Consider the following 19,755-nt stretch of genomic DNA (forward strand, 5'->3'; position numbering starts at 1 on the left):
GCGCCATGACCCTGCGCAACGCCGGCGCCGACGCGGCCGCCGGCTTGCAGCGCGACGAAGTTGCCGAGAGCCTGCGCGCGTTGTCGCAAATGGCCGACGAAGCCCAGGCCGAAAGCCATGCGATGCAGGCTGCATTGCAGCAAGTGGTGGATATTCGCCAGGCCACCGATGAAAACTCGCGCACCTCCACCGAAGTGGGCGAACTGATCGAAGCGCTGGCGGGGCAGGTGCAGGCCGGCTCCAAGGTCATCGAGCGCCTGGCGCAGCAGAGCGAACAGATTGAAGTGGTGCTGACGGTGATCCACGGCATCGCCGAGCAAACCAACTTGCTGGCGCTCAACGCTGCGATTGAAGCTGCGCGTGCCGGCGAGACCGGGCGTGGGTTTGCGGTGGTGGCGGACGAAGTGCGTGCGCTGGCCAGCAAGACCCAGAGCTCCACCGGTGATATCCAGGCGCATATCGTCGCGTTGCAGCAAGGTGCGCGGGAAGCGGTGGAAACCATCGGCAAGGCCGGGCGCCAGGCCAATGAAGGTTTGCTGGTGCTGCGTGACAGTGTGCGTTTGCAACAGACGGTGCAGTCTTCGGTGGAGCAAGTGCATGCGGCGATTGGGTTGGCGACGCGTGCTGCTGAGCACCAGGCGCAGGGCGCGCAGGCGGTGCGTGGGCGGGTCGAGGTGATCCATGCCCAGGCCGAGCGTGCGGCGCAGGCGGTGGTGGAGACGACCGCCAGTGGCAAGGTGCTGGATGGGTTGGCGGCGCAGTTGAAGGCCAGCCTGGGGCAGTTTCGGGCTTAGAGGTCGTCTGTTCCGGCCTCATCGCAGGCAAGCCAGCTCCCACAGGTTGGAATGTATTCCGAGTGTGGGAGCTGGCTTGCCTGCGATAGCGGTCTCAGCGGCTCAGATACATCCGCGTCGTCAGCAAATAAACCGGCAACCCAGAAACCAAAATCAACAACGCCGCATACGGCGCCGCCGCCGCAAACTCCACATTCGAGGTATGCGCCCACACCGCCGTCGCCAGGGTATTCAACCCCGTCGGGCTCAGCAGCAAGGTCGCCGTCAATTCCTTCATCGCATCCAGAAACACCAACGCAAACGCCGCCCCCAACGCCGGAAAGATAATCGGCAAGGTCACCCGGCAAAACGCGCTGAACGACGACGCGCCCAACGTGCGCGCAGCCTCTTCCAATTGCGGTGCCGCCTTGTTCAACGCCGTACGGATCGGCGCCTGGGCCAAGGGCAAAAACAGCAGCGCATACGCAATCAGCAACAGCGCCGACGTCTGGTACAACGCCGGCACGTAATGCAGCGCGAAATACACCAGCGTCAACGCAATCACCAAGCCGGGCAGGGCGTGCAGCAGGTACGGCAAGCGCTCGGCCCAGATCGCCAGTTGGCCTTTGTAACGCACCACCAGCAGCCCGACCGGCACCGCCAGCACCAGGCACAGCGCGGCGCCGCCGAGGGACAGCGCCAGGGAGGACAGCAGCGCCTCACTGATCGCCGCCACCGGAAACGCTGCCGACGAACCGACCGCCAGCCAATAGCCGAGCATCCCCAGCGGAATGCCACTGCCGATGATCGCCAGCGTCAGGCAATAGACTTGCCCCAGCGGCGCCCACTTGCCCAGGCGCACCTGTTCGGCATGCCGCGCCGCGCCCTGGCCGATACGCACGTGGCGGCCCTTGCCGCGCACGCGCAGCTCCAGCCACAGCAGCGTCAGGCACATCACCAGCAATACCGCCGAGAGCATCGCCGCATTGGCGTTGCTGAATTCCAGTTCGAATTGCTGGTAGATCGCCGTGGTGAAGGTCTGCAAGCCGATGATCGACAATGCGCCGAACTCCACCAACATGTGCAACGCAATCAACAGCGCCCCTGCAAGCAGCGACGGCCACAGCAAGGGCAGGGTGACGCGCCAGAACACGCCCCAGCGGTTCAGCCCCAGGGTGCGCGCGGACTCTTCCAGAGACGGATCAAGATTGCGCAGCGTCGCCGCCACCGGCAGAAACACCAGCGGGTATTTCGATAGGCTCATCACCAGGATCGCGCCGCCGAGCCCTTCGAAGCTGGCGCTCAGCGACACCCAGGTAAAGCTGCTGACAAACGCCGGCACCGCAAACGGCAGGCACAGGATCACGCCCCAGATACGTCGCCCTGGCAAGTTACTGCGCTCCAGCAACCACGCGAGCGACAGCCCGACCACGCCACACGTCAGCGTCACACCCACCATCAGCGCCAGGGTGTTGCGCAGCAGGCCAAACACATACGGCCGCCACAACAGATGCACGGCCTCGGCCCAGCCTGCCTGCCACGCCTTGAGCCCGACATACGCCAGCGGCAGCAGGCTCAGGCCGACCAGAAACAGCACGGGCAACAGCAGCCAGACCGACGGCCGTTTTGCGTCGTGGCCTGAACCCCCCGCGCAGGGCGGGGGCGGGGAGCGATGGGTTCATCAGTTCAAGCCAACGTCACGTTCCAGGTCCAAGGCTTCTTCGGCGTTGCCGAGGTCGGCGGGGGTGACCTTCGGCGGTTGCAGCTCGCTAAAGGGCTTGAGGCCACGGCTGGATTCCATGCCCTTGCGCAGCGGGTATTCGGCCGAGGTGTTGGTGATCACGCGCTGGCCTTCTTCACTGGCCATGAACGCCAGCAGTTGCTGGGCTTCCTTGGGGGTGCTTGCTGGATTTGAGCGCCGCCGCCGAGGACACGGTGATCAGGCCGCCGACATCACCATCGGTAAAGTAGTGCAGTTGCGAATCCAGGTGGGTCTTTTCCTTTTTCAGGGCAAACCAGTAGTAGTTGTTCACCAGCACGGTGGCCACTTCGCCGTTCTCCACGGCTTTGAGGGCGACCATATTGTTGCTGTACACCTTGCCGAAGGCGCGCAGGCCGGTCAGCCATTCTTCGGCGGCGTCGCGCCCGTGCAGCTTGATGATCGCCACGGCCTGTTCCTGGAACGCGCCGCTGGTGGGCACGAAGCCGACCTTGCCTTGCCACTCGGGGCCGGCGAAATCCAGCACCGACTTGGGCAGGTCTTTCTCGGCGATCAGTTTCGGGTTGAAGGCCACGACACGGGTGCGCGCGGTCACGCCCATCCAGTCGCCATTGGCGCCGACGTAGTCCTTGGGCAAGACGTCGAGGGTGCTGGCGTCGATCTTGGCCAGCATGCCCTGCTCGCCGAGTTTGTTCAGCGGCGGTGATTCTTCGGTGTAGATCACATCGGCCGGGGAGCGCGCGCCTTCTTCGACGACCTGGCTGGCCAGCTGGTTGCTGCTGCCTTTGCGCACGTTGACGTGAATGCCGGTCTTGGCTTCGAAGGCCTTGGCGAGTTCATCGCCGACTTCCTTGTGCTGACCGTTGTAGAGCGTGAGGGTGACCGGGTCGGCGGCCATTGCGGTGGAGGCGCCAAGCACCAGGCTCAGGAGAGAAGCGGCCAGGCCGCGCAGCAGGGGTTTGTTGCGAATCGTCATGCGGGTACATCCTCGCTTACGGCTACATATCTGGAAACAATGATAAACGATATTGTTTCTCAAGGGCCGTTCCGCGGGAAAACCGCCGACCGCATAGGAATTACTTCGTTCTGCATACAAAGCCAAGTGAGATTCATTCGTATCTGTGAGTAGTATCACTGCGTCGCCCGAGAGGGCCTATCGCAGTGCATGACCACTACAGGTTCCCGCTATGTCCGCCTTTGGCCCACCCCCGTCCTTAAGCCGTTTGAAGCCTTTGGCTTGCTCGATTCTGATGGCGTTTTCCGCGCCGTATGTCTGCGCTGATACGCCGATCAAGATGGGTTCCAATCCCATCGAGCTGCCCGGCGGCGTCGAAGAGAAAGCCGAGCACGAACTGCAGGCCATCGAAGTCAACGGCGAGTTCGAGACCAAGGATGAGCGCGGGCACAACAATGTCTTCGCCAAGGACATCTCCAACGTCTACGTCGGCAAGACCGAGCTGGAGCGCTACAAGGGCACCAGCGTGGCGGATGTGTTCCAGGGCCTCAACGGCGTGTACAGCGGCGACTCGCGCAACAGCGGCGCGCTGGACCCGAACATCCGTGGCATCCAGGGCGAAGGGCGCATTCCGGTTACCGTTGATGGCACCGAGCAGGCCACGGCGGTGTGGATGGGCTCGGCGGGTGTGGCCAACCGCAATTACATTGATCCGAACATGATCGGCAGTATTTCGGTGGAGAAGGGGCCATCGCTGAACCCGGATATCAAGAGCGGCGTGGGTGGTTCGGTGGAGATCAAGACCCTCGACCTGGATGACATCCTGCGGCCGGGCGAAACCTTTGCGCTGGAGCTCAAGACTGAGACCGGGACCAATTCGGTGAAGCCCGACGAGACCGCAATAAAGACCCTCGGGCGTGATTATCGCGATATTCCGGGGGCCTACGCGGGCTACGACGGCAACCTGGTCTTCACCCAGGGCGGCGGCGGTACTGAATTCAGCCCGAACACCGGCAAGCACTCCGGCAACTTCAACTTTGAAGACAACGCGTTTCGACTGGCCACTGGCACTCGTCAGGAGAACTTCGACCTGTTCGCGGCCTACAGCTACCGCAGCAAAGGCAATTACTTCAGTGGCAAGGGCGGGGCCAAGCGCTACAAGACCGACAGTTGGTTCAGCGACGCCAAGGCCGATGCCAACTCGTCCTCGGGAAACCCTAACCAGCAGGCCTACATGGCGAATCTTTACTTGCCTGGTCACGAAGTCGCCAACACTTCCAGCGAGATGCGCACAACGTTGCTCAAGGGCACTTTCTACCTGTCCGACGAGCAAAGCCTGAAGCTGTCGTATATGCACAACGAGTCGGAGTACGGTGAGAGTTCGCCTTACTTGGTCAATTATTACGTGGGGCTGGCCAAGGCCGGTGAGAACAACATCGGCCTGCAAATGCCCTACAGCGAACTCAAGCAAGATACCTACAACCTGACTTACAACTGGAACCCGGAAAACCCGCTGATCGACCTCAAGACCGGTCTATGGATGACCCGCAGCAACACCCGGCGGCATCAGAACGGCGACGACGTCTACGGCATCTCAGCCCACGATGTTCGGGACCAGGACGTGGCGTGGAATAACTATGTGCAGTGCCAGGCCGGCGCCAACCCGAGTCGTTGTGGAACTGCGCCGGAAAAGTTGCCGAACACCGATGGGCGTTATTCGATTTACGCCAAGGCCCTGCAAGTTTCCCAGCATGATCGCTGGGGCGTGAATGTGAGCAACAAGTTGCAGTTGAGCGATGATGTAGCGTTGACGCTGTCCAGCGATTTCAGCGAAGAGAAGCTGGATCAGACCGATGCATCGCAAGGGCGCTCGTCCACCCAGTTCACGTATGGCAACCGCTATATGGGGCCGCGCAGTGGTGAGCGGCAGCAGTATAACTTTGCGTTCAGTGCCGACTGGACGCCGACGCCGTGGTTGTTGCTGACAGCGGGGGCGCGGTATAGCGATTACAACTCGATGGATACGGGGCTTAAGAAGCATCGGGAGAATCAGGATCAGGGTTGGCAGATTAATGGAAGTGCGGTGGCGAAGAGCTTCACGTATCGGCGGGTTATGACAGATGCTGAAAATCAGCGGTATGTGAATGCGGTATATGAAATGGTCGCTGAGGGCATTGAGTCTGAAGAGTATCTTCCAGATATGCTGGCAAAGGACACGATTAATGGGGTGCGTTATACCGAGGAAGTGGTCGAGGTGCCATTTAATGGATTTACGTTGGATCGCTCAAAGAATCCTTTTTTGAATGGCAGCATTAATCTTCAGGAAAAAGTGACTGACCCCCAAGGGACCTCGGGGGACTATGCAAAGTATGTGGTCAATCAAGGTTATTCTGGCGCTCCCGTACTGAGTGAACCGCCTACGAATAGGTGGGCGCTTCCCAAAAAACGCAAGGACAGTGCTTGGGCCCCCATGGCCGGGGCGACGATTTTCTTGAGTGAGCGTGCTCGAATTTATGCGCGTTATACAGAATTTGTCCGCTTTGCTTCCATTTATGAGGATACGCAAGCACGCGGGGGGAGTTCTTTTGGGCCCGACGCATCGAACAACGCAATGCGCCCAGAGCATTCTTATAATTGGGAAGTGGGTTATGTGCATGACTTGACCGGCTTCTTTAAAAGCTTGCGTCATGCCGACTTCAAAATAAACTATTACGACAATACCATTCGTGACTTCGTTGATCGTGACTACAATTTTGCGATTGTTCAATATGACAAGAAAATGTATTCGGGCATTGAGCTACAAACACGCTTTGACAGTGGCAAATACTTCAGTAATTTTTCTGCCAGTTACCGTCTTAAGCAAAAGTTGTGCGACAAGGATTACGCGGCAACGCTAGATCCTTATTACAATGCGGCCATCTCAACTTGCGTGACCGCTGGCTTCCCGACCACGTTCTCGCGCAGCAGTATGCAACCGACTTACTCGCTGAACCTGGACAGCGGTGTGCGCTTGTTTAACGAGAGCCTGGAGTTGGGTGGACGCATGGTCTATCACAGCAGTGCGGTGAATAAAGACGAAGAAGAGTGGATTCGCAACGGCGTGCAGTATGTGGATGGTTATAACCGTCCCTTTAACTGGCATCCCATCTGGGTGTTTGATACTTACGCCAGCTATCACGTAAACAAGAATTTCGATGTGGATTTTGGTGTCAATAACCTGACCAATCGCTATTACATAGATCCTTTGGCTCGCGTCATGATGCCGGCGCCTGGCCGAACCATGAAACTTGGTTTGACCGCGCGATTCTGATTTTTTGCTGTTTTTAATCAAAAACAGTGGTTTTTATCATTCTAACTAGGAAGTTGTTATGAAAAAGCTGTTTGTGTTTACTGCTCTGGCATTTGCCACTTCGACCAGTTTTGCTGCTGTGACGGGCGGCTCTTCCACGGCTTATGTATCGGTGGGGTTGTCTAACTTGCAAGGTTCTGGCGAAGTTGGCATCGCGATGCCGACGGTCGTGGGCGGCACTGCTGATATCAGCAAGATTGTCAGTTTCAAAAGCGGCCCCATCGCTCAAACCAACGCTTTGCTCCCGACCGCCGGTACTACATCCGCGCACATCGTGATGAACAACGTGAAGATCTCCGAAACCTGGAAATCTTCCGTCGCCTACGGCACGCAAGTGTATTCCTACCGCCAGATCTCCGACCCGCTGCCTAACTTCCCGCAGTTTGGCGGTGAAGTGATCGCCAAGGTGCCGGGTGTCGAGGTGTACTTCGGTGAATGGGCACCGCGTAAAACCGGCGTTCAGCCGGATAAGAGCACGGATCTGAACCTGACCAGCGCCAACCGTACGGTGTTCTACGCTGGTGAAAACGCGACGACCGCCATGCCAACCTTGGTTAACGCCAAGTACGACGTAGTCGGTATCAAGCGATTCGATCCAAGCGCGCCAAGCGTTTCCTCGGGGACCCTGAACGTCAACTACGGTGGCAGCGCCGGCACCATCGCAGGCTCCATTGCTGGCGGTGCAGGTACTGTGAACTTCAGCGGTACCAATATTGCGTCGAACGGCTCGTTCCAAAACGCTACCACTACTATCAAAGGCCAGTTCTACGGCACCGGTGCAGAAGCCATGGCCGGTATCTACAACACTGGCAATACCGCCACCAGCGTCGCCTTCGGCGGCAAGAAGCAATAACTAAAACCCCGCGTCAGAAAAGGGAGAGTTGATCTCTCCCTTTTTCATCATCGTCCCTTCGCTGGATCTGACCCACATGCCCCTGTGCCTGCCCTTGCGGCTTGCTTTAACCCTATTCCTCAGTTCATTGGCCTGCACCGCCTGGGCCGATGAAGACGACACCCGGCAACTGCTGAACAAGATCGACCGCACCATGGCCGAGCGTGAGCGCGCCCACCTGGTGGATACCGATCCGGCGAAGGACAACGCCTCGCTGATCACCATCGAGGGCCGCACCTATAACGTGCAGAACACCCTGGAAGACCTCGGCCCTGCGATCTACGTCACGCTGAATTTGCAGCAGTGGTCCAAGGTGCGCCAGTTCGTCGAGCGCTACCGCCAGTTGCCCGGCCATGAGCCGGCGTTGGTGTCGATGGCTGAGGGCATGCTGGCCCGTCAGGACAAGCACTACCGCGAAGCGATTGCCAGCCTGCGCAGGGCGGTGGCGCAAAATCCTTCATTCGTCCGGGCGAAGCTGGAGCTGGCGCGAGCGCTGTTCGAAGACAATCAATCCCGCGAAGCCAAGGCGTTGTTTGAAGAAGTGGCGCAAAGCACGGTGCCCGAGCAGGTGGTGCCGGTGCTGGAGGGGTATCAAGGCGCATTGCGCGAGCGCGACAGTTGGCATGGTTCGGTGTCGATGGGCACTGGCTACAACAGCAATATCAACCAGGCCAACGGCATGACCACGCGTACTCAGGTGTGCAGTTTTTTTGAGTGCGTCGAGACCAACCGCAAGATGCCCGTGCCAATCAAATCCTCCAGCCTGGTGTATGACGCGGTGGCCGAGCGGCGTTTTCAGATCGAGGGCAACCACCACCTGCTGGTGCGCGGGTTGAGTTACGGCAATTACTACCATCGGCACAAGGAAGACGAGCCGCAGACCTATTACGACGACAACACCAGTGTGATCTACGTTGGCTACAACTACTTGAGTGCGCTGGATGATGTGTCGGTCTCACCGCTGTTCGAGAGTTACTGGGGTGATCGACATAACAAGTATCAGGCGACGGGGCTGCGTACCGAGTGGAAACACACACTGACCGAGCGCTTGCAACTTACCGCCCAGGCGCAACAGAAGCATTTTCGCTTCCAGGGTGAAGAGCGCGATTACTTCGAGAATTACGACGAGCGCATGGTGGGCGGTTCTGCTTCCTACCTGCTGGGTAGCCAGACCCTGGTGTACGGCGGCCTGACCTACACGCGCCGCACCCAGCCGCAGGAATCGGCCCGCAACAAGGAGTACATGGCCAGCCTGGGTCTGTATCGGATGTTTGATGTGGGGATCAATCTGAATGCCACCGCGCTGTACCGGCGTACGCGTTATGACGAGGCGGACGCTTTTCTCGGCGGCCTGCGCGAAGATCGCCAGCAGATCTATATCGCCAACCTGGCCGTGCCGCGATTCAAGTTCGCCGGCCTGGTGCCCAGCCTTTACGTGAAGCGTACGGTCAACGCGAGCAGCATCGACTGGGCATACACCTACCGCCAGACCGAAGTGGCACTCAAAGTCGAAAAGAGTTTTTAGGAGGTCAGAAACGAAAAAACCCGCTTTCGCGGGTTTGATCTGAATTTGGTGCCCAGGAGAAGACTCGAACTTCCACGACCTTGCGATCACCAGCACCTGAAGCTGGCGTGTCTACCAATTTCACCACCTGGGCATTATCAAACAACGTTGCCGCTGCTGATGGGTCGAACTATACGGCGGGCTTTTAGATCTGTAAACCCCTGATTCAAAAAAATAAATCGGGATTTGCTTTAGAAATCAAAGACCTGAAACGAAAAAACCCGCTTTCGCGGGTTTGATCTGAATTTGGTGCCCAGGAGAAGACTCGAACTTCCACGACCTTGCGATCACCAGCACCTGAAGCTGGCGTGTCTACCAATTTCACCACCTGGGCAACATCAACAACGTTGCCGTCGTCGATGGCGCGCACTATACGGAGGGGCTTTTGAGCTGTAAACCCCTGCCATGAAAAAAACCTGGAATATTTCGCCAATGGTCGTGCAAGGTGCCTGGAAAGGGCGCCAAAGGGCTTTTAAACGCTTGTTGATGCCTGAAATTTCCCGTTTCAATACGCGTATGCCAAACTAACCCGTATATAGACAAGGTGAAAACTCTCTAATGGCCGATTGGCAGTCCCTCGATCCCGAGGCCGCTCGTGAAGCGGAAAAATATGAAAACCCTATTCCTAGCCGTGAACTGATCCTGGCGCACCTCGCCGATCGTGGTTCGCCTGCTAGCCGCGAGCAGTTGGTCGAAGAATTCGGTCTGACCACCGAAGACCAGCTCGAAGCCCTGCGCCGCCGCCTGCGTGCCATGGAGCGCGACGCACAACTGATCTACACCCGCCGTGGCACCTATGCGCCTGTGGACAAGCTCGACCTGATCCTGGGCCGCATCGCCGGCCACCGTGACGGCTTTGGCTTCCTGATCCCGGACGACGGCAGCGACGACCTGTTCATGAGCCCGGCGCAAATGCGCCTGGTGTTCGATGGCGACCGTGCCCTGGCGCGCGTGTCCGGCCTCGACCGTCGTGGTCGCCGTGAAGGTGTGATCGTCGAAGTGGTGTCCCGTGCCCACGAGTCCATCGTCGGCCGCTACTTCGAAGAAGGCGGCATCGGCTTTGTCGTGCCGGATAACCCGAAGGTCCAGCAGGAAGTGCTGATCACCCCGGGCCGCAATGGCGCTGCCAAGGTCGGCCAGTTTGTCGAGGTGAAGATCACCCACTGGCCAACCGCACGGTTCCAGCCACAGGGCGATATCGTCGAAGTGGTCGGCAACTACATGGCGCCGGGCATGGAAATCGACGTTGCGCTGCGCACTTACGATATTCCTCACGTCTGGCCTGAGGCTGTTCTCAAAGAAGCCGCCAAGCTCAAGCCGGAAGTGGAAGAGAAAGACAAAGAAAAACGCATCGACCTGCGCCATCTGCCGTTCGTCACCATTGACGGCGAAGATGCCCGCGACTTCGACGATGCGGTCTACTGCGAAGCCAAACCGGGCAAGCTGCGCCTGTTCTCCGGCGGCTGGAAGCTGTTCGTCGCGATTGCCGACGTGTCCAGCTACGTGAAGATCGGTTCGGCCCTGGACAACGAAGCCCAGGTGCGCGGCAACTCGGTGTACTTCCCTGAGCGTGTGATCCCGATGCTGCCTGAGCAGCTGTCCAACGGCCTGTGCTCCCTGAACCCGAAAGTCGACCGTTTGGCCATGGTGTGCGAGATGACCATCTCGAAAACCGGCGAAATGACCGACTACCAGTTCTATGAAGCGGTGATCCACTCCCAGGCGCGCCTGACCTACAACAAGGTCAGCACCATCCTGGAAACGCCGAAGACCAGCGAAGCCAAGGCCCTGCGTACCGAATACGCTGGCGTGGTGCCGCACCTCAAGCAGCTTTACTCGCTGTACAAGGTGTTGCTGGGCGCCCGTCATACTCGTGGCGCGATCGATTTTGAAACCCAGGAAACCCGGATTGTCTTCGGTTCCGAGCGCAAGATCGCCGCAATCACCCCGACCACGCGTAACGATGCACACAAGCTGATCGAGGAATGCATGCTGGCGGCCAACGTGGCCACTGCCGAGTTCCTGAAGAAGCACGAGATTCCTGCGTTGTACCGGGTGCACGATGGTCCGCCGCCGGAGCGCCTGGAAAAACTGCGCGCGTTCCTCGGCGAGCTCGGCCTGTCCCTGCACAAAGGCAAGGACGGCCCGTCGCCGAAGGACTACCAGGCCTTGCTGGCCAGCATCAAGGATCGCCCGGATTACCACGTGATCCAGACCGTGATGCTGCGCTCCCTGAGCCAGGCGGTGTACAGCGCCGATAACCAGGGCCACTTCGGCTTGAATTACGAGGCGTACACCCACTTCACGTCGCCGATCCGTCGCTACCCGGATTTGCTCACGCACCGCGCGATCCGCAGCGTGATCCATTCCAAGCAGAACACCCCGCACGTCAAGCGCGCCGGTGCCATGACCATTCCGAAGGCGCGGATCTATCCGTACGACGAAGCGGCCCTGGAACAACTGGGCGAGCAGTGCTCCATGAGCGAGCGCCGTGCCGACGAAGCCACCCGCGACGTAGTGAACTGGCTCAAGTGCGAGTTCATGAAGGATCGCGTGGGCGAGACGTTCCCGGGTGTGATCACGGCCGTGACCGGTTTTGGTCTGTTCGTCGAGCTGACCGACATCTACGTCGAAGGCCTGGTGCACGTCACGGCCTTGCCGGGCGATTACTACCACTTCGACCCTGTGCATCACCGCCTGGCGGGCGAGCGTACCGGTCGCAGCTTCCGTCTGGGCGACACCGTGGAAGTGCAGGTCATGCGCGTCGACCTCGACGAGCGCAAGATCGACTTCGGCATGTCTGATAAACCAGCCGAGTCGCCGGGTAGCCGCAAAAAAAATCGTGGCAGCACGCCGACCGCACCTGCCAGCAAAGGCAAGGGCGCACCTGCGAAAGCAGCTGAGCCTGAGCCAGTCGCCAAGGCTGGTCGTCGTTCGTCTACCAAGGAAAAGGCTCCCGAAGCCTACCGCCCCAGCGACGCCGCGGCGAAAAACGCCGAGCTGCGCAAGAGCCGCGAGTTGAAGCAGCAGTTGCTCAACGAAGCCAAAAGCGGTGGTAAAGCGGCGTCTGGGGGAAAGTCCCACGGGGCGGAAAAGCCGTCGAGCAAACCGAGTAAACACCGTAAAGGCCCGCCTAAAGCGGGTTCGGCCCCTGCCAAAAGCGGCGGGTCGCGCAAACCTAAGGCCAAGTCATGAGTCTGGAAAAAATCTACGGCGTCCACGCCGTAGAAGCACTGCTGCGTCACCACCCGAAACGCGTCAAGCAGGTTTGGCTGGCGGAAGGTCGCAGCGAGCCGCGTGTACAAGCGCTGGTTGAGCTGGCCACGCAAAACAAGGTCGCCATCGGCCAGGCCGAACGCCGTGAAATGGACGTCTGGGTCGAAGGCGTTCACCAAGGCGTGGTCGCGGACGTAAGCCCGAGCCAGGTCTGGGGCGAAGCGATGCTCGACGAGCTGCTTGATCGCACCGAGGGCGCACCGTTGCTGCTGGTTCTGGACGGCGTGACCGACCCGCACAACCTCGGCGCCTGCCTGCGTTCGGCAGATGCTGCCGGCGCGCTGGCAGTGATCGTGCCCAAGGACAAGTCGGCCACCTTGACGCCAGTCGTGCGCAAGGTTGCCTGCGGCGCGGCGGAAGTGATTCCGCTGGTGGCCGTGACCAACCTGGCGCGCACCCTGGAGAAACTCCAGCAGCGTGGCCTGTGGGTCGTGGGCACGGCGGGGGAGGCGGAGGTCAGCATTTACGACCAGGACCTCACTGGCCCGACCATTTTGATCATGGGCGCGGAAGGCAAGGGCATGCGTCGCCTGACCCGTGAGCATTGCGACTACCTGGTGCACCTGCCGATGGCCGGTAGCGTCAGCAGCTTGAACGTGTCGGTTGCCACCGGCGTGTGCCTGTTCGAAGCGCAGCGCCAGCGTGGCGCCAAGGCCAAGAGCAAGAAATAAGGCTCAAGCGTCACGCAAGATCCTGTGGGCGCAGGGCTTGTGTGGGAGCTGGCTTGCCTGCGATCGCATCCCCTCGGTATGACTGATGCACCGAGGTGTCTGCATCGCAGGCAAGCCAGCTCCCACAGAAGTCCAGCTCCCACAGTTGTTTCTGGGTGTTGGGAAGATTGTTCAAATAATCACCAATCACCTTGCACGCTTCCTCCCCCTTCTCTACAATTGCGCCCCTTGCCTTCCTGGCGGGCACCGATGTGTCCCCCTTCGGCAAGATCCATAAGTGTCATTCACTCCTTGTCTGACCGTTTTTGAGCGGCAGGCTACAACCCGTAAGGAGCATTCATGCGTCATTACGAAATCATCTTTTTGGTCCACCCGGATCAAAGCGAGCAAGTCGGCGGCATGGTTGAGCGTTACACCAAGCTGATCGAAGAAGACGGCGGCAAAATCCACCGTCTGGAAGATTGGGGCCGTCGTCAACTGGCCTACGCAATCAACAATGTTCACAAGGCTCACTACGTGATGCTGAACGTTGAGTGCACTGGCAAGGCCCTGGCCGAGCTGGAAGACAACTTCCGCTACAACGATGCAGTGATCCGTAACCTGGTCATCCGTCGCGAAGAAGCCGTTACCGGCCAATCCGAGATGCTCAAGGCTGAAGAAAACCGCAGTGAGCGCCGTGAGCGTCGCGACCGTCCTGAGCACGAAGGCGCTGAAAGCGCTGATAGTGATGACAGCGACAACAGCGACAACGCTGACGAGTAATCCACGGACCTTATTAAGGAGCCTATCAAATGGCACGTTTCTTCCGTCGTCGTAAATTCTGCCGCTTCACCGCTGAAGAAGTGAAGGAGATCGATTACAAAGATCTCAACACTCTGAAAGCCTACGTATCCGAGACCGGCAAAATCGTTCCAAGCCGTATCACCGGTACCAAAGCTCGTTATCAGCGTCAGCTGGCCACCGCTATCAAGCGCGCCCGCTTCCTGGCCCTGCTGGCCTACACCGACAGCCACGGCCGCTGAGACCGGGCAGTCGATAAGTAGTAAGGGATTGAATGCATGCGCGCCTTAGCTGAGTTCATCATGCGCGGTCGTGTGCAGGCCACTCTGGTAGTGGCTGGATGTGCGGCATTGCCGTTGCTTTATTGGTTGGGTGCTGCCGCGGGTTGCCTTGTGCTGCTGCGGCGCGGTTTGAAGGATGCCATTGGCGTCCTTGCCCTGGGATTGTTGCCGGCCTTGATCTGGTGGCTGCAATTGGGTGATCCACGGGTACTTCTGGTACTGCTGGGGTCATCGAGCCTTGCGTTGGTTTTACGCGCAAGTGAGTCCTGGGTCCGCACGCTGCTGGTCAGCGTGGCATTGGGGTTGGTGTACTCAGTGATGCTTGGCGCGGCTTTCCGCCCGCAAATCGAAGGGTTGTCGCAAGAGATCGTCAAGATCCTGCCGATGGCCCTCGGGGATCTCTACCAGCAATTGTCGGTAGATGAGCGAGCGCGGTTTGCGTCACTGATTGCCCCGGTCCTGACCGGCCTGATTGCGGCATTGTTGCAGGTCGTCAGCGTGCTGAGCCTGATTGTTGGGCGTTATTGGCAGGCGTTGTTGTACAACCCGGGTGGTTTTGGTCGCGAATTTCGCAGTATCAGAATCCCTGCGGGGCCGGCGATGTTGCTGCTGGCGTGCATGGTTGTCGGGCCGAACTTCGGTCCACAGATGGCCTTGCTGGCGCCGATTTGCAGCGTACCGCTGGTGTTTGCCGGGCTGGCCTTGATTCATGGGCTGGTTGCGCGAAAGCGCCTGGCCAAGTTTTGGCTGGTGGGGTTGTACGTCACGCTGTTGCTGTTCATGCAGCTGATCTATCCGTTACTCGTGGTCTTGGCCATTATCGACGGCCTGATTGATTTTCGCGATCGTCTGGCGTCGAAAGACGCCGATAACGCGAACGGTGAAGGTTAAAAGTTAGAGGATTTTCACATGCAACTGATCCTTCTGGAAAAAGTCGCCAACCTGGGCAACCTGGGCGACAAAGTGAACGTTAAGGCCGGCTACGGTCGTAACTACCTGCTGCCATACGGCAAAGCCACCGCTGCAACCGCTGCCAACCTGGCTGCGTTTGAAGAGCGTCGTGCTGAGCTGGAAAAAGCAGCAGCAGACAAAAAAGCTTCGGCCGAAACTCGCGCTGCCCAACTGGCTGAGCTGGAAGTGACTATCACTGCCACCGCCGGTGACGAAGGCAAGCTGTTCGGTTCGATCGGCACCCACGACATCGCTGATGCACTGACCGCCTCCGGCGTTGAAGTGCAGAAGAGCGAAGTTCGTCTGCCGAACGGCACCATCCGCAACGTAGGCGAATTCGACGTAGCCGTGCACCTGCACGCCGAAGTTGAAGCCACCGTACGCGTTGTCGTGGTAGCAGCTTAAGCAGCACCTAACTGACTGGCACCTCGCGTGCCAGGCAGTTAACATCGGGCACGATCCTGTTTACAGGTCGTGCCTTTTGTTTTTCTACACACCCCAAATTCCAAGTGGCCATGAACGATATTTCAGCTCCCGAGCAATACGATCTGCAAACCGCTGCCCTGAAGGTGCCGCCGCATTCCATCGAGGCCGAACAGGCCGTGCTCGGTGGCTTGATGCTGGACAACAACGCCTGGGAACGCGTGCTGGATCAAGTCTCGGACGGCGACTTCTATCGACATGACCACCGCCTGATCTTCCGCGCCATCGCCAAGCTGGCCGACCTGAACTCACCTATCGACGTCGTGACCCTTGCCGAGCAATTGGACAAGGAAGGTCAGACCTCGCAAGTGGGCGGCCTCGGCTACCTGGGTGAGCTGGCAAAAAACACCCCGTCGGTCGCCAACATCAAGGCCTATGCGCAGATCGTCCGCGCGCGGGCGACCTTGCGCCAACTGATCGGCATCGCCACTGAAATCGCCGACAGCGCCTTCAACCCCGAAGGCCGTACGGCCGAAGAGATTCTCGACGAAGCCGAGCGGCAGATCTTCCAGATCGCCGAAGCACGGCCGAAAACCGGCGGCCCGGTGGGCGTCAACGAGCTGTTGACCAAGGCCATCGATCGTATCGATACATTGTTCAACACCGACAACGCCATCACCGGCTTGTCCACTGGCTACACCGACCTCGATGGCATGACCAGCGGCCTGCAACCGGCCGACTTGATCATCGTCGCCGGCCGTCCGTCCATGGGTAAAACCACCTTCGCCATGAACCTGGTGGAAAACGCCGTTCTGCGCAGCGAAAAAGCCGTACTGGTCTACTCCCTCGAGATGCCAGGTGAATCGCTGATCATGCGGATGCTCTCGTCCCTTGGTCGTATCGACCAGACCAAGGTACGTGCCGGTCGCCTGGAAGACGACGATTGGCCGCGCCTGACGTCGGCGGTCAACCTGCTCAATGATCGCAAGTTGTTCATCGATGACACCGCTGGTATCAGCCCCTCGGAAATGCGCGCGCGTACCCGCCGCCTGGTGCGTGAACACGGTGACGTCGGCCTGATCATGATCGACTACCTGCAATTGATGCAGATCCCCGGTTCCGGCGGTGACAACCGCACCAACGAGATTTCCGAGATTTCCCGCTCGTTGAAAGCCCTGGCCAAAGAGTTCAACTGCCCGGTGGTGGCGCTGTCCCAGCTCAACCGTTCCCTGGAGCAGCGCCCGAACAAACGCCCGATCAACTCCGACCTTCGGGAATCCGGAGCGATCGAGCAGGATGCTGACGCTGATCATGTTCGTCTACCGCGACGAGGTGTATCACCCCGAGACCGAGCATAAAGGCATCGCCGAAATCATCATCGGCAAGCAGCGGAACGGCCCGATCGGTACCGCACGTCTGGCGTTTATCGGCAAATACACCCGCTTCGAAAATCTCGCGCCGGGCAGTTACAACTTCGACGACGAGTAGTGCTCCTGCGCCTGTAAGGGCCTCATCGCAGGCAGGCCGGCTCCCACAGGTGATCGCGTTTATCCTGTAGGAATGCGGTCACCTGTGGGAGCTGGCTTGCCTGCGATGGCGTCACCACAATTCCGACCATTACCGTCGGAATTGGTCAAAATTTGTGCTATATTCCGCGCCCGCGATTTTCCATCTCAACACCGGTCACCGTCATGCAAACAGCCAAGCCGTTATTTGACTATCCCAAGTACTGGGCCGAATGTTTCGGTCCTGCGCCATTCCTGCCGATGAGCAGGGAGGAGATGGATCAGCTTGGCTGGGATTCCTGCGACATCATCATCGTCACCGGTGATGCCTACGTTGACCATCCGTCGTTCGGCATGGCGATCATCGGCCGGCTGCTGGAGTCCCAGGGCTTCCGCGTCGGGATCATTGCCCAGCCAAACTGGCAGTCCAAAGACGACTTCATGAAGCTCGGCGAGCCGAACCTGTTCTTCGGCGTCGCGGCCGGCAACATGGACTCGATGATCAACCGCTACACCGCCGACAAGAAAATCCGTTCCGACGACGCCTACACCCCTGGCGGCATGGCCGGCAAACGCCCGGACCGCGCGAGCCTGGTGTACAGCCAGCGTTGCAAGGAAGCCTACAAGAACGTGCCGATCGTACTCGGCGGCATCGAAGCCTCCTTGCGCCGCATCGCCCACTACGACTACTGGCAGGACCGCGTGCGCAACTCGATCCTGATCGACGCCGCCGCCGACATCCTGTTGTACGGCAACGCCGAGCGCGCGATTGTCGAAGTGGCCCAGCGCCTGTCGTGGGGCCACAAGATCGAAGACATCACCGACGTGCGCGGCACCGCGTTCATTCGCCGTGACACGCCTGAAGGCTGGTACGAAGTGGACTCCAACCCGTATCGACCGTCCGGGCAAGGTCGACAAGATCATCAACCCGTACGTCAACACCCAGGACACCCAGGCCTGCGCCATCGAGCAAGAGAAAGGCCCGGTGGATGACCCTGAGGAAGCCAAGGTCGTACAGATCCTGGCCAGCCCGCGCATGACCCGCGACAAGACTGTGATCCGCCTGCCATCGGTGGAAAAGGTCCGCGGCGACGCCGTGCTCTATGCCCACGCCAACCGCGTGTTGCACCTGGAAACCAACCCAGGCAACGCCCGCGCCCCTGGTGCAGAAGCACGGTGAAGTGGACGTGTGGTTCAACCCGCCACCGATCCCGATGACCACCGAAGAGATGGACTACGTGTTCGGCATGCCTTACGCACGTATCCCGCACCCGGTGTACGGCAAGGAAAAGATCCCGGCCTACGACATGATCCGTTTCTCGGTGAACATCATGCGTGGCTGCTTTGGTGGCTGCACCTTCTGCTCCATCACCGAGCACGAAGGCCGCATCATCCAGAACCGTTCCGAAGAGTCGATCATTCGCGAGATCGAAGAGATCCGCGACAAGGTCCCGGGCTTTACCGGCGTGATCTCCGACCTCGGCGGCCCGACCGCGAACATGTACCGCATCGCCTGCAAGAGCCCGGAAATCGAATCCGCGTGCCGCAAGCCGTCGTGCGTGTTCCCGGGCATCTGCCCGAACCTGAACACCGACCACTCCTCCTTGATCCAGCTGTACCGCAGCGCCCGTGCGTTGCCGGGGGTGAAGAAGATCCTGATCGCGTCCGGCCTGCGCTACGACCTCGCCGTCGAGTCGCCGGAATACGTCAAGGAGCTGGTCACCCACCACGTCGGTGGCTACCTCAAGATCGCCCCGGAACACACCGAGGAAGGTCCGCTCAACCAGATGATGAAGCCGGGCATTGGCAGCTATGACAAGTTCAAGCGCATGTTCGAGAAGTACACCAAGGAAGCGGGTAAGGAGCAGTACCTGATTCCTTACTTCATCGCCGCCCACCCGGGCACCACCGATGAAGACATGATGAACCTGGCCCTGTGGCTCAAGGGCAACGGCTTCCGCGCCGACCAGGTGCAGGCGTTCTACCCGTCGCCGATGGCCACCGCCACCGCGATGTACCACTCGGGCAAGAACCCGCTGCGCAAGGTCACCTACAAGAGTGACGCGGTGACCATCGTCAAGAGCGAAGACCAGCGCCGTCTGCACAAGGCGTTCCTGCGCTACCACGACCCGAAAGGCTGGCCGATCCTGCGTGAAGCCTTGACTCGCATGGGCCGCGCCGACCTGATCGGGCCGGGCAAGGACCAACTCATCCCGCTGCACCAGCCGAGCACCGACAGCTACCAGAGCGCCCGTCGCAAGAACTCGACGCCGGCTGGCAGCCACAAGGTCGCCAAGGAAACCACCACCAGGATCCTCACCCAGCACACCGGTTTGCCGCCGCGCGGCAGCGACGGCAGCAACCCATGGGACAAGCGTGAGCAAGCCAAGGCCGCGGCCCAGGCGCGCAACAAGCAGGCAGCCAAGGAACGCAGCGATGCGGCCAAGGGCAAGGGCGGCAAGCCTGCGCGCAAGCCGGTGGTGCCGCGTTGATCGACGCCTGAATATGCCAAACGCCAGCCTCGTGCTGGCGTTTTGCTTTCTATTTTCTGGCGAGCCTGTTTGTTAAGGTGGCGGCCATTCGATCGCCATCGCAGGCAAGCCAGCTCCCACATT

9 protein-coding genes, 2 tRNA genes and 5 pseudogenes are annotated in these 19,755 nt (G+C 59.6%); 12 read left to right on the forward strand and 4 right to left on the reverse strand.

Annotated features, from left to right (window positions below):
- Positions 1 to 278 precede the first annotated feature (278 nt).
- Positions 279 to 794 (forward strand): annotated as a pseudogene (locus PSH87_RS28745) (methyl-accepting chemotaxis protein); the annotation flags it as partial.
- A 94-nt stretch (positions 795 to 888) separates the two neighbouring features.
- Here PSH87_RS28745 and PSH87_RS02700 read toward each other — a convergent pair.
- Positions 889 to 2,455 (reverse strand): annotated as a pseudogene (locus PSH87_RS02700) (ABC transporter permease).
- Positions 2,455 to 3,469, reverse strand: a pseudogene (locus tag PSH87_RS02705) (extracellular solute-binding protein). The pseudogenes PSH87_RS02700 and PSH87_RS02705 overlap by 1 nt, the downstream one beginning before the upstream one ends.
- A gap of 211 nt (positions 3,470 to 3,680) precedes the next feature.
- Between PSH87_RS02705 and PSH87_RS02710 the strand changes: the two are divergent.
- Genes PSH87_RS02710 through PSH87_RS02720 form a run of 3 tightly spaced genes read left to right on the forward strand, consistent with a single transcriptional unit; the run spans position 3,681 to position 9,214 of the window.
- Positions 3,681 to 6,758 carry a TonB-dependent receptor domain-containing protein gene (locus tag PSH87_RS02710; RefSeq protein ID WP_305432398.1) on the forward strand — a complete coding sequence of 1,026 codons (3,078 nt, stop codon included), beginning with the start codon at positions 3,681 to 3,683 and terminating at the stop codon, positions 6,756 to 6,758.
- Between the two features lie 58 nt (positions 6,759 to 6,816).
- Positions 6,817 to 7,650, forward strand: a complete 834-nt coding sequence (locus tag PSH87_RS02715) for a Slam-dependent surface lipoprotein (protein ID WP_305432400.1) — start codon at positions 6,817 to 6,819, stop codon at positions 7,648 to 7,650.
- 28 nt (positions 7,651 to 7,678) lie between these two features.
- The gene (locus PSH87_RS02720; protein ID WP_305432401.1) at positions 7,679 to 9,214 is read left to right on the forward strand and encodes a surface lipoprotein assembly modifier; all 1,536 of its coding nucleotides are present in this window, start codon (positions 7,679 to 7,681) and stop codon (positions 9,212 to 9,214) included.
- A gap of 46 nt (positions 9,215 to 9,260) precedes the next feature.
- Here the strand turns inward: PSH87_RS02720 and PSH87_RS02725 are convergent.
- A tRNA-Leu gene (locus PSH87_RS02725) sits at positions 9,261 to 9,347 on the reverse strand.
- Between the two features lie 153 nt (positions 9,348 to 9,500).
- Positions 9,501 to 9,587 (reverse strand) — tRNA-Leu (locus tag PSH87_RS02730).
- Between the two features lie 224 nt (positions 9,588 to 9,811).
- Between PSH87_RS02730 and rnr the strand changes: the two genes are divergently transcribed.
- The 8 genes and pseudogenes from rnr (at position 9,812) to PSH87_RS02770 (ending at position 19,632) form a co-directional block, all read left to right on the forward strand.
- Entirely contained in the window at positions 9,812 to 12,448 is a 2,637-nt protein-coding gene (rnr, locus tag PSH87_RS02735; protein WP_305432402.1) for a ribonuclease R, read from the forward strand.
- A complete protein-coding gene (gene rlmB, locus PSH87_RS02740; RefSeq protein WP_017734971.1) occupies positions 12,445 to 13,200 on the forward strand; it encodes a 23S rRNA (guanosine(2251)-2'-O)-methyltransferase RlmB in 756 nt (251 codons plus the stop codon). The genes rnr and rlmB overlap by 4 nt, the downstream gene beginning before the upstream one ends.
- Before the next feature lie 339 nt (positions 13,201 to 13,539).
- A complete protein-coding gene (gene rpsF, locus PSH87_RS02745; RefSeq protein WP_003217491.1) occupies positions 13,540 to 13,962 on the forward strand; it encodes a 30S ribosomal protein S6 in 423 nt (140 codons plus the stop codon).
- Between the two features lie 29 nt (positions 13,963 to 13,991).
- Positions 13,992 to 14,222: a 30S ribosomal protein S18 gene (rpsR, locus tag PSH87_RS02750; protein WP_003171373.1), complete on the forward strand. Its 231-nt coding sequence runs from the start codon at positions 13,992 to 13,994 to the stop codon at positions 14,220 to 14,222.
- A 36-nt stretch (positions 14,223 to 14,258) separates the two neighbouring features.
- Entirely contained in the window at positions 14,259 to 15,152 is an 894-nt protein-coding gene (locus tag PSH87_RS02755; RefSeq protein WP_305432403.1) for a hypothetical protein, read from the forward strand.
- Positions 15,153 to 15,170: 18 nt separating this feature from the next.
- Complete coding sequence (gene rplI / locus PSH87_RS02760; protein ID WP_003171376.1) at positions 15,171 to 15,617, forward strand: 50S ribosomal protein L9; 447 nt, start codon at positions 15,171 to 15,173, stop codon at positions 15,615 to 15,617.
- Positions 15,618 to 15,727: 110 nt separating this feature from the next.
- Positions 15,728 to 17,123: pseudogene (dnaB, locus tag PSH87_RS02765) on the forward strand (replicative DNA helicase).
- A 203-nt stretch (positions 17,124 to 17,326) separates the two neighbouring features.
- Positions 17,327 to 19,632, forward strand: a pseudogene (locus PSH87_RS02770) (YgiQ family radical SAM protein).
- Positions 19,633 to 19,755 lie beyond the last annotated feature (123 nt).

Origin of the sequence: Pseudomonas sp. FP453 (genome assembly GCF_030687495.1) — a bacterium.
GTDB lineage: Bacteria > Pseudomonadota > Gammaproteobacteria > Pseudomonadales > Pseudomonadaceae > Aquipseudomonas.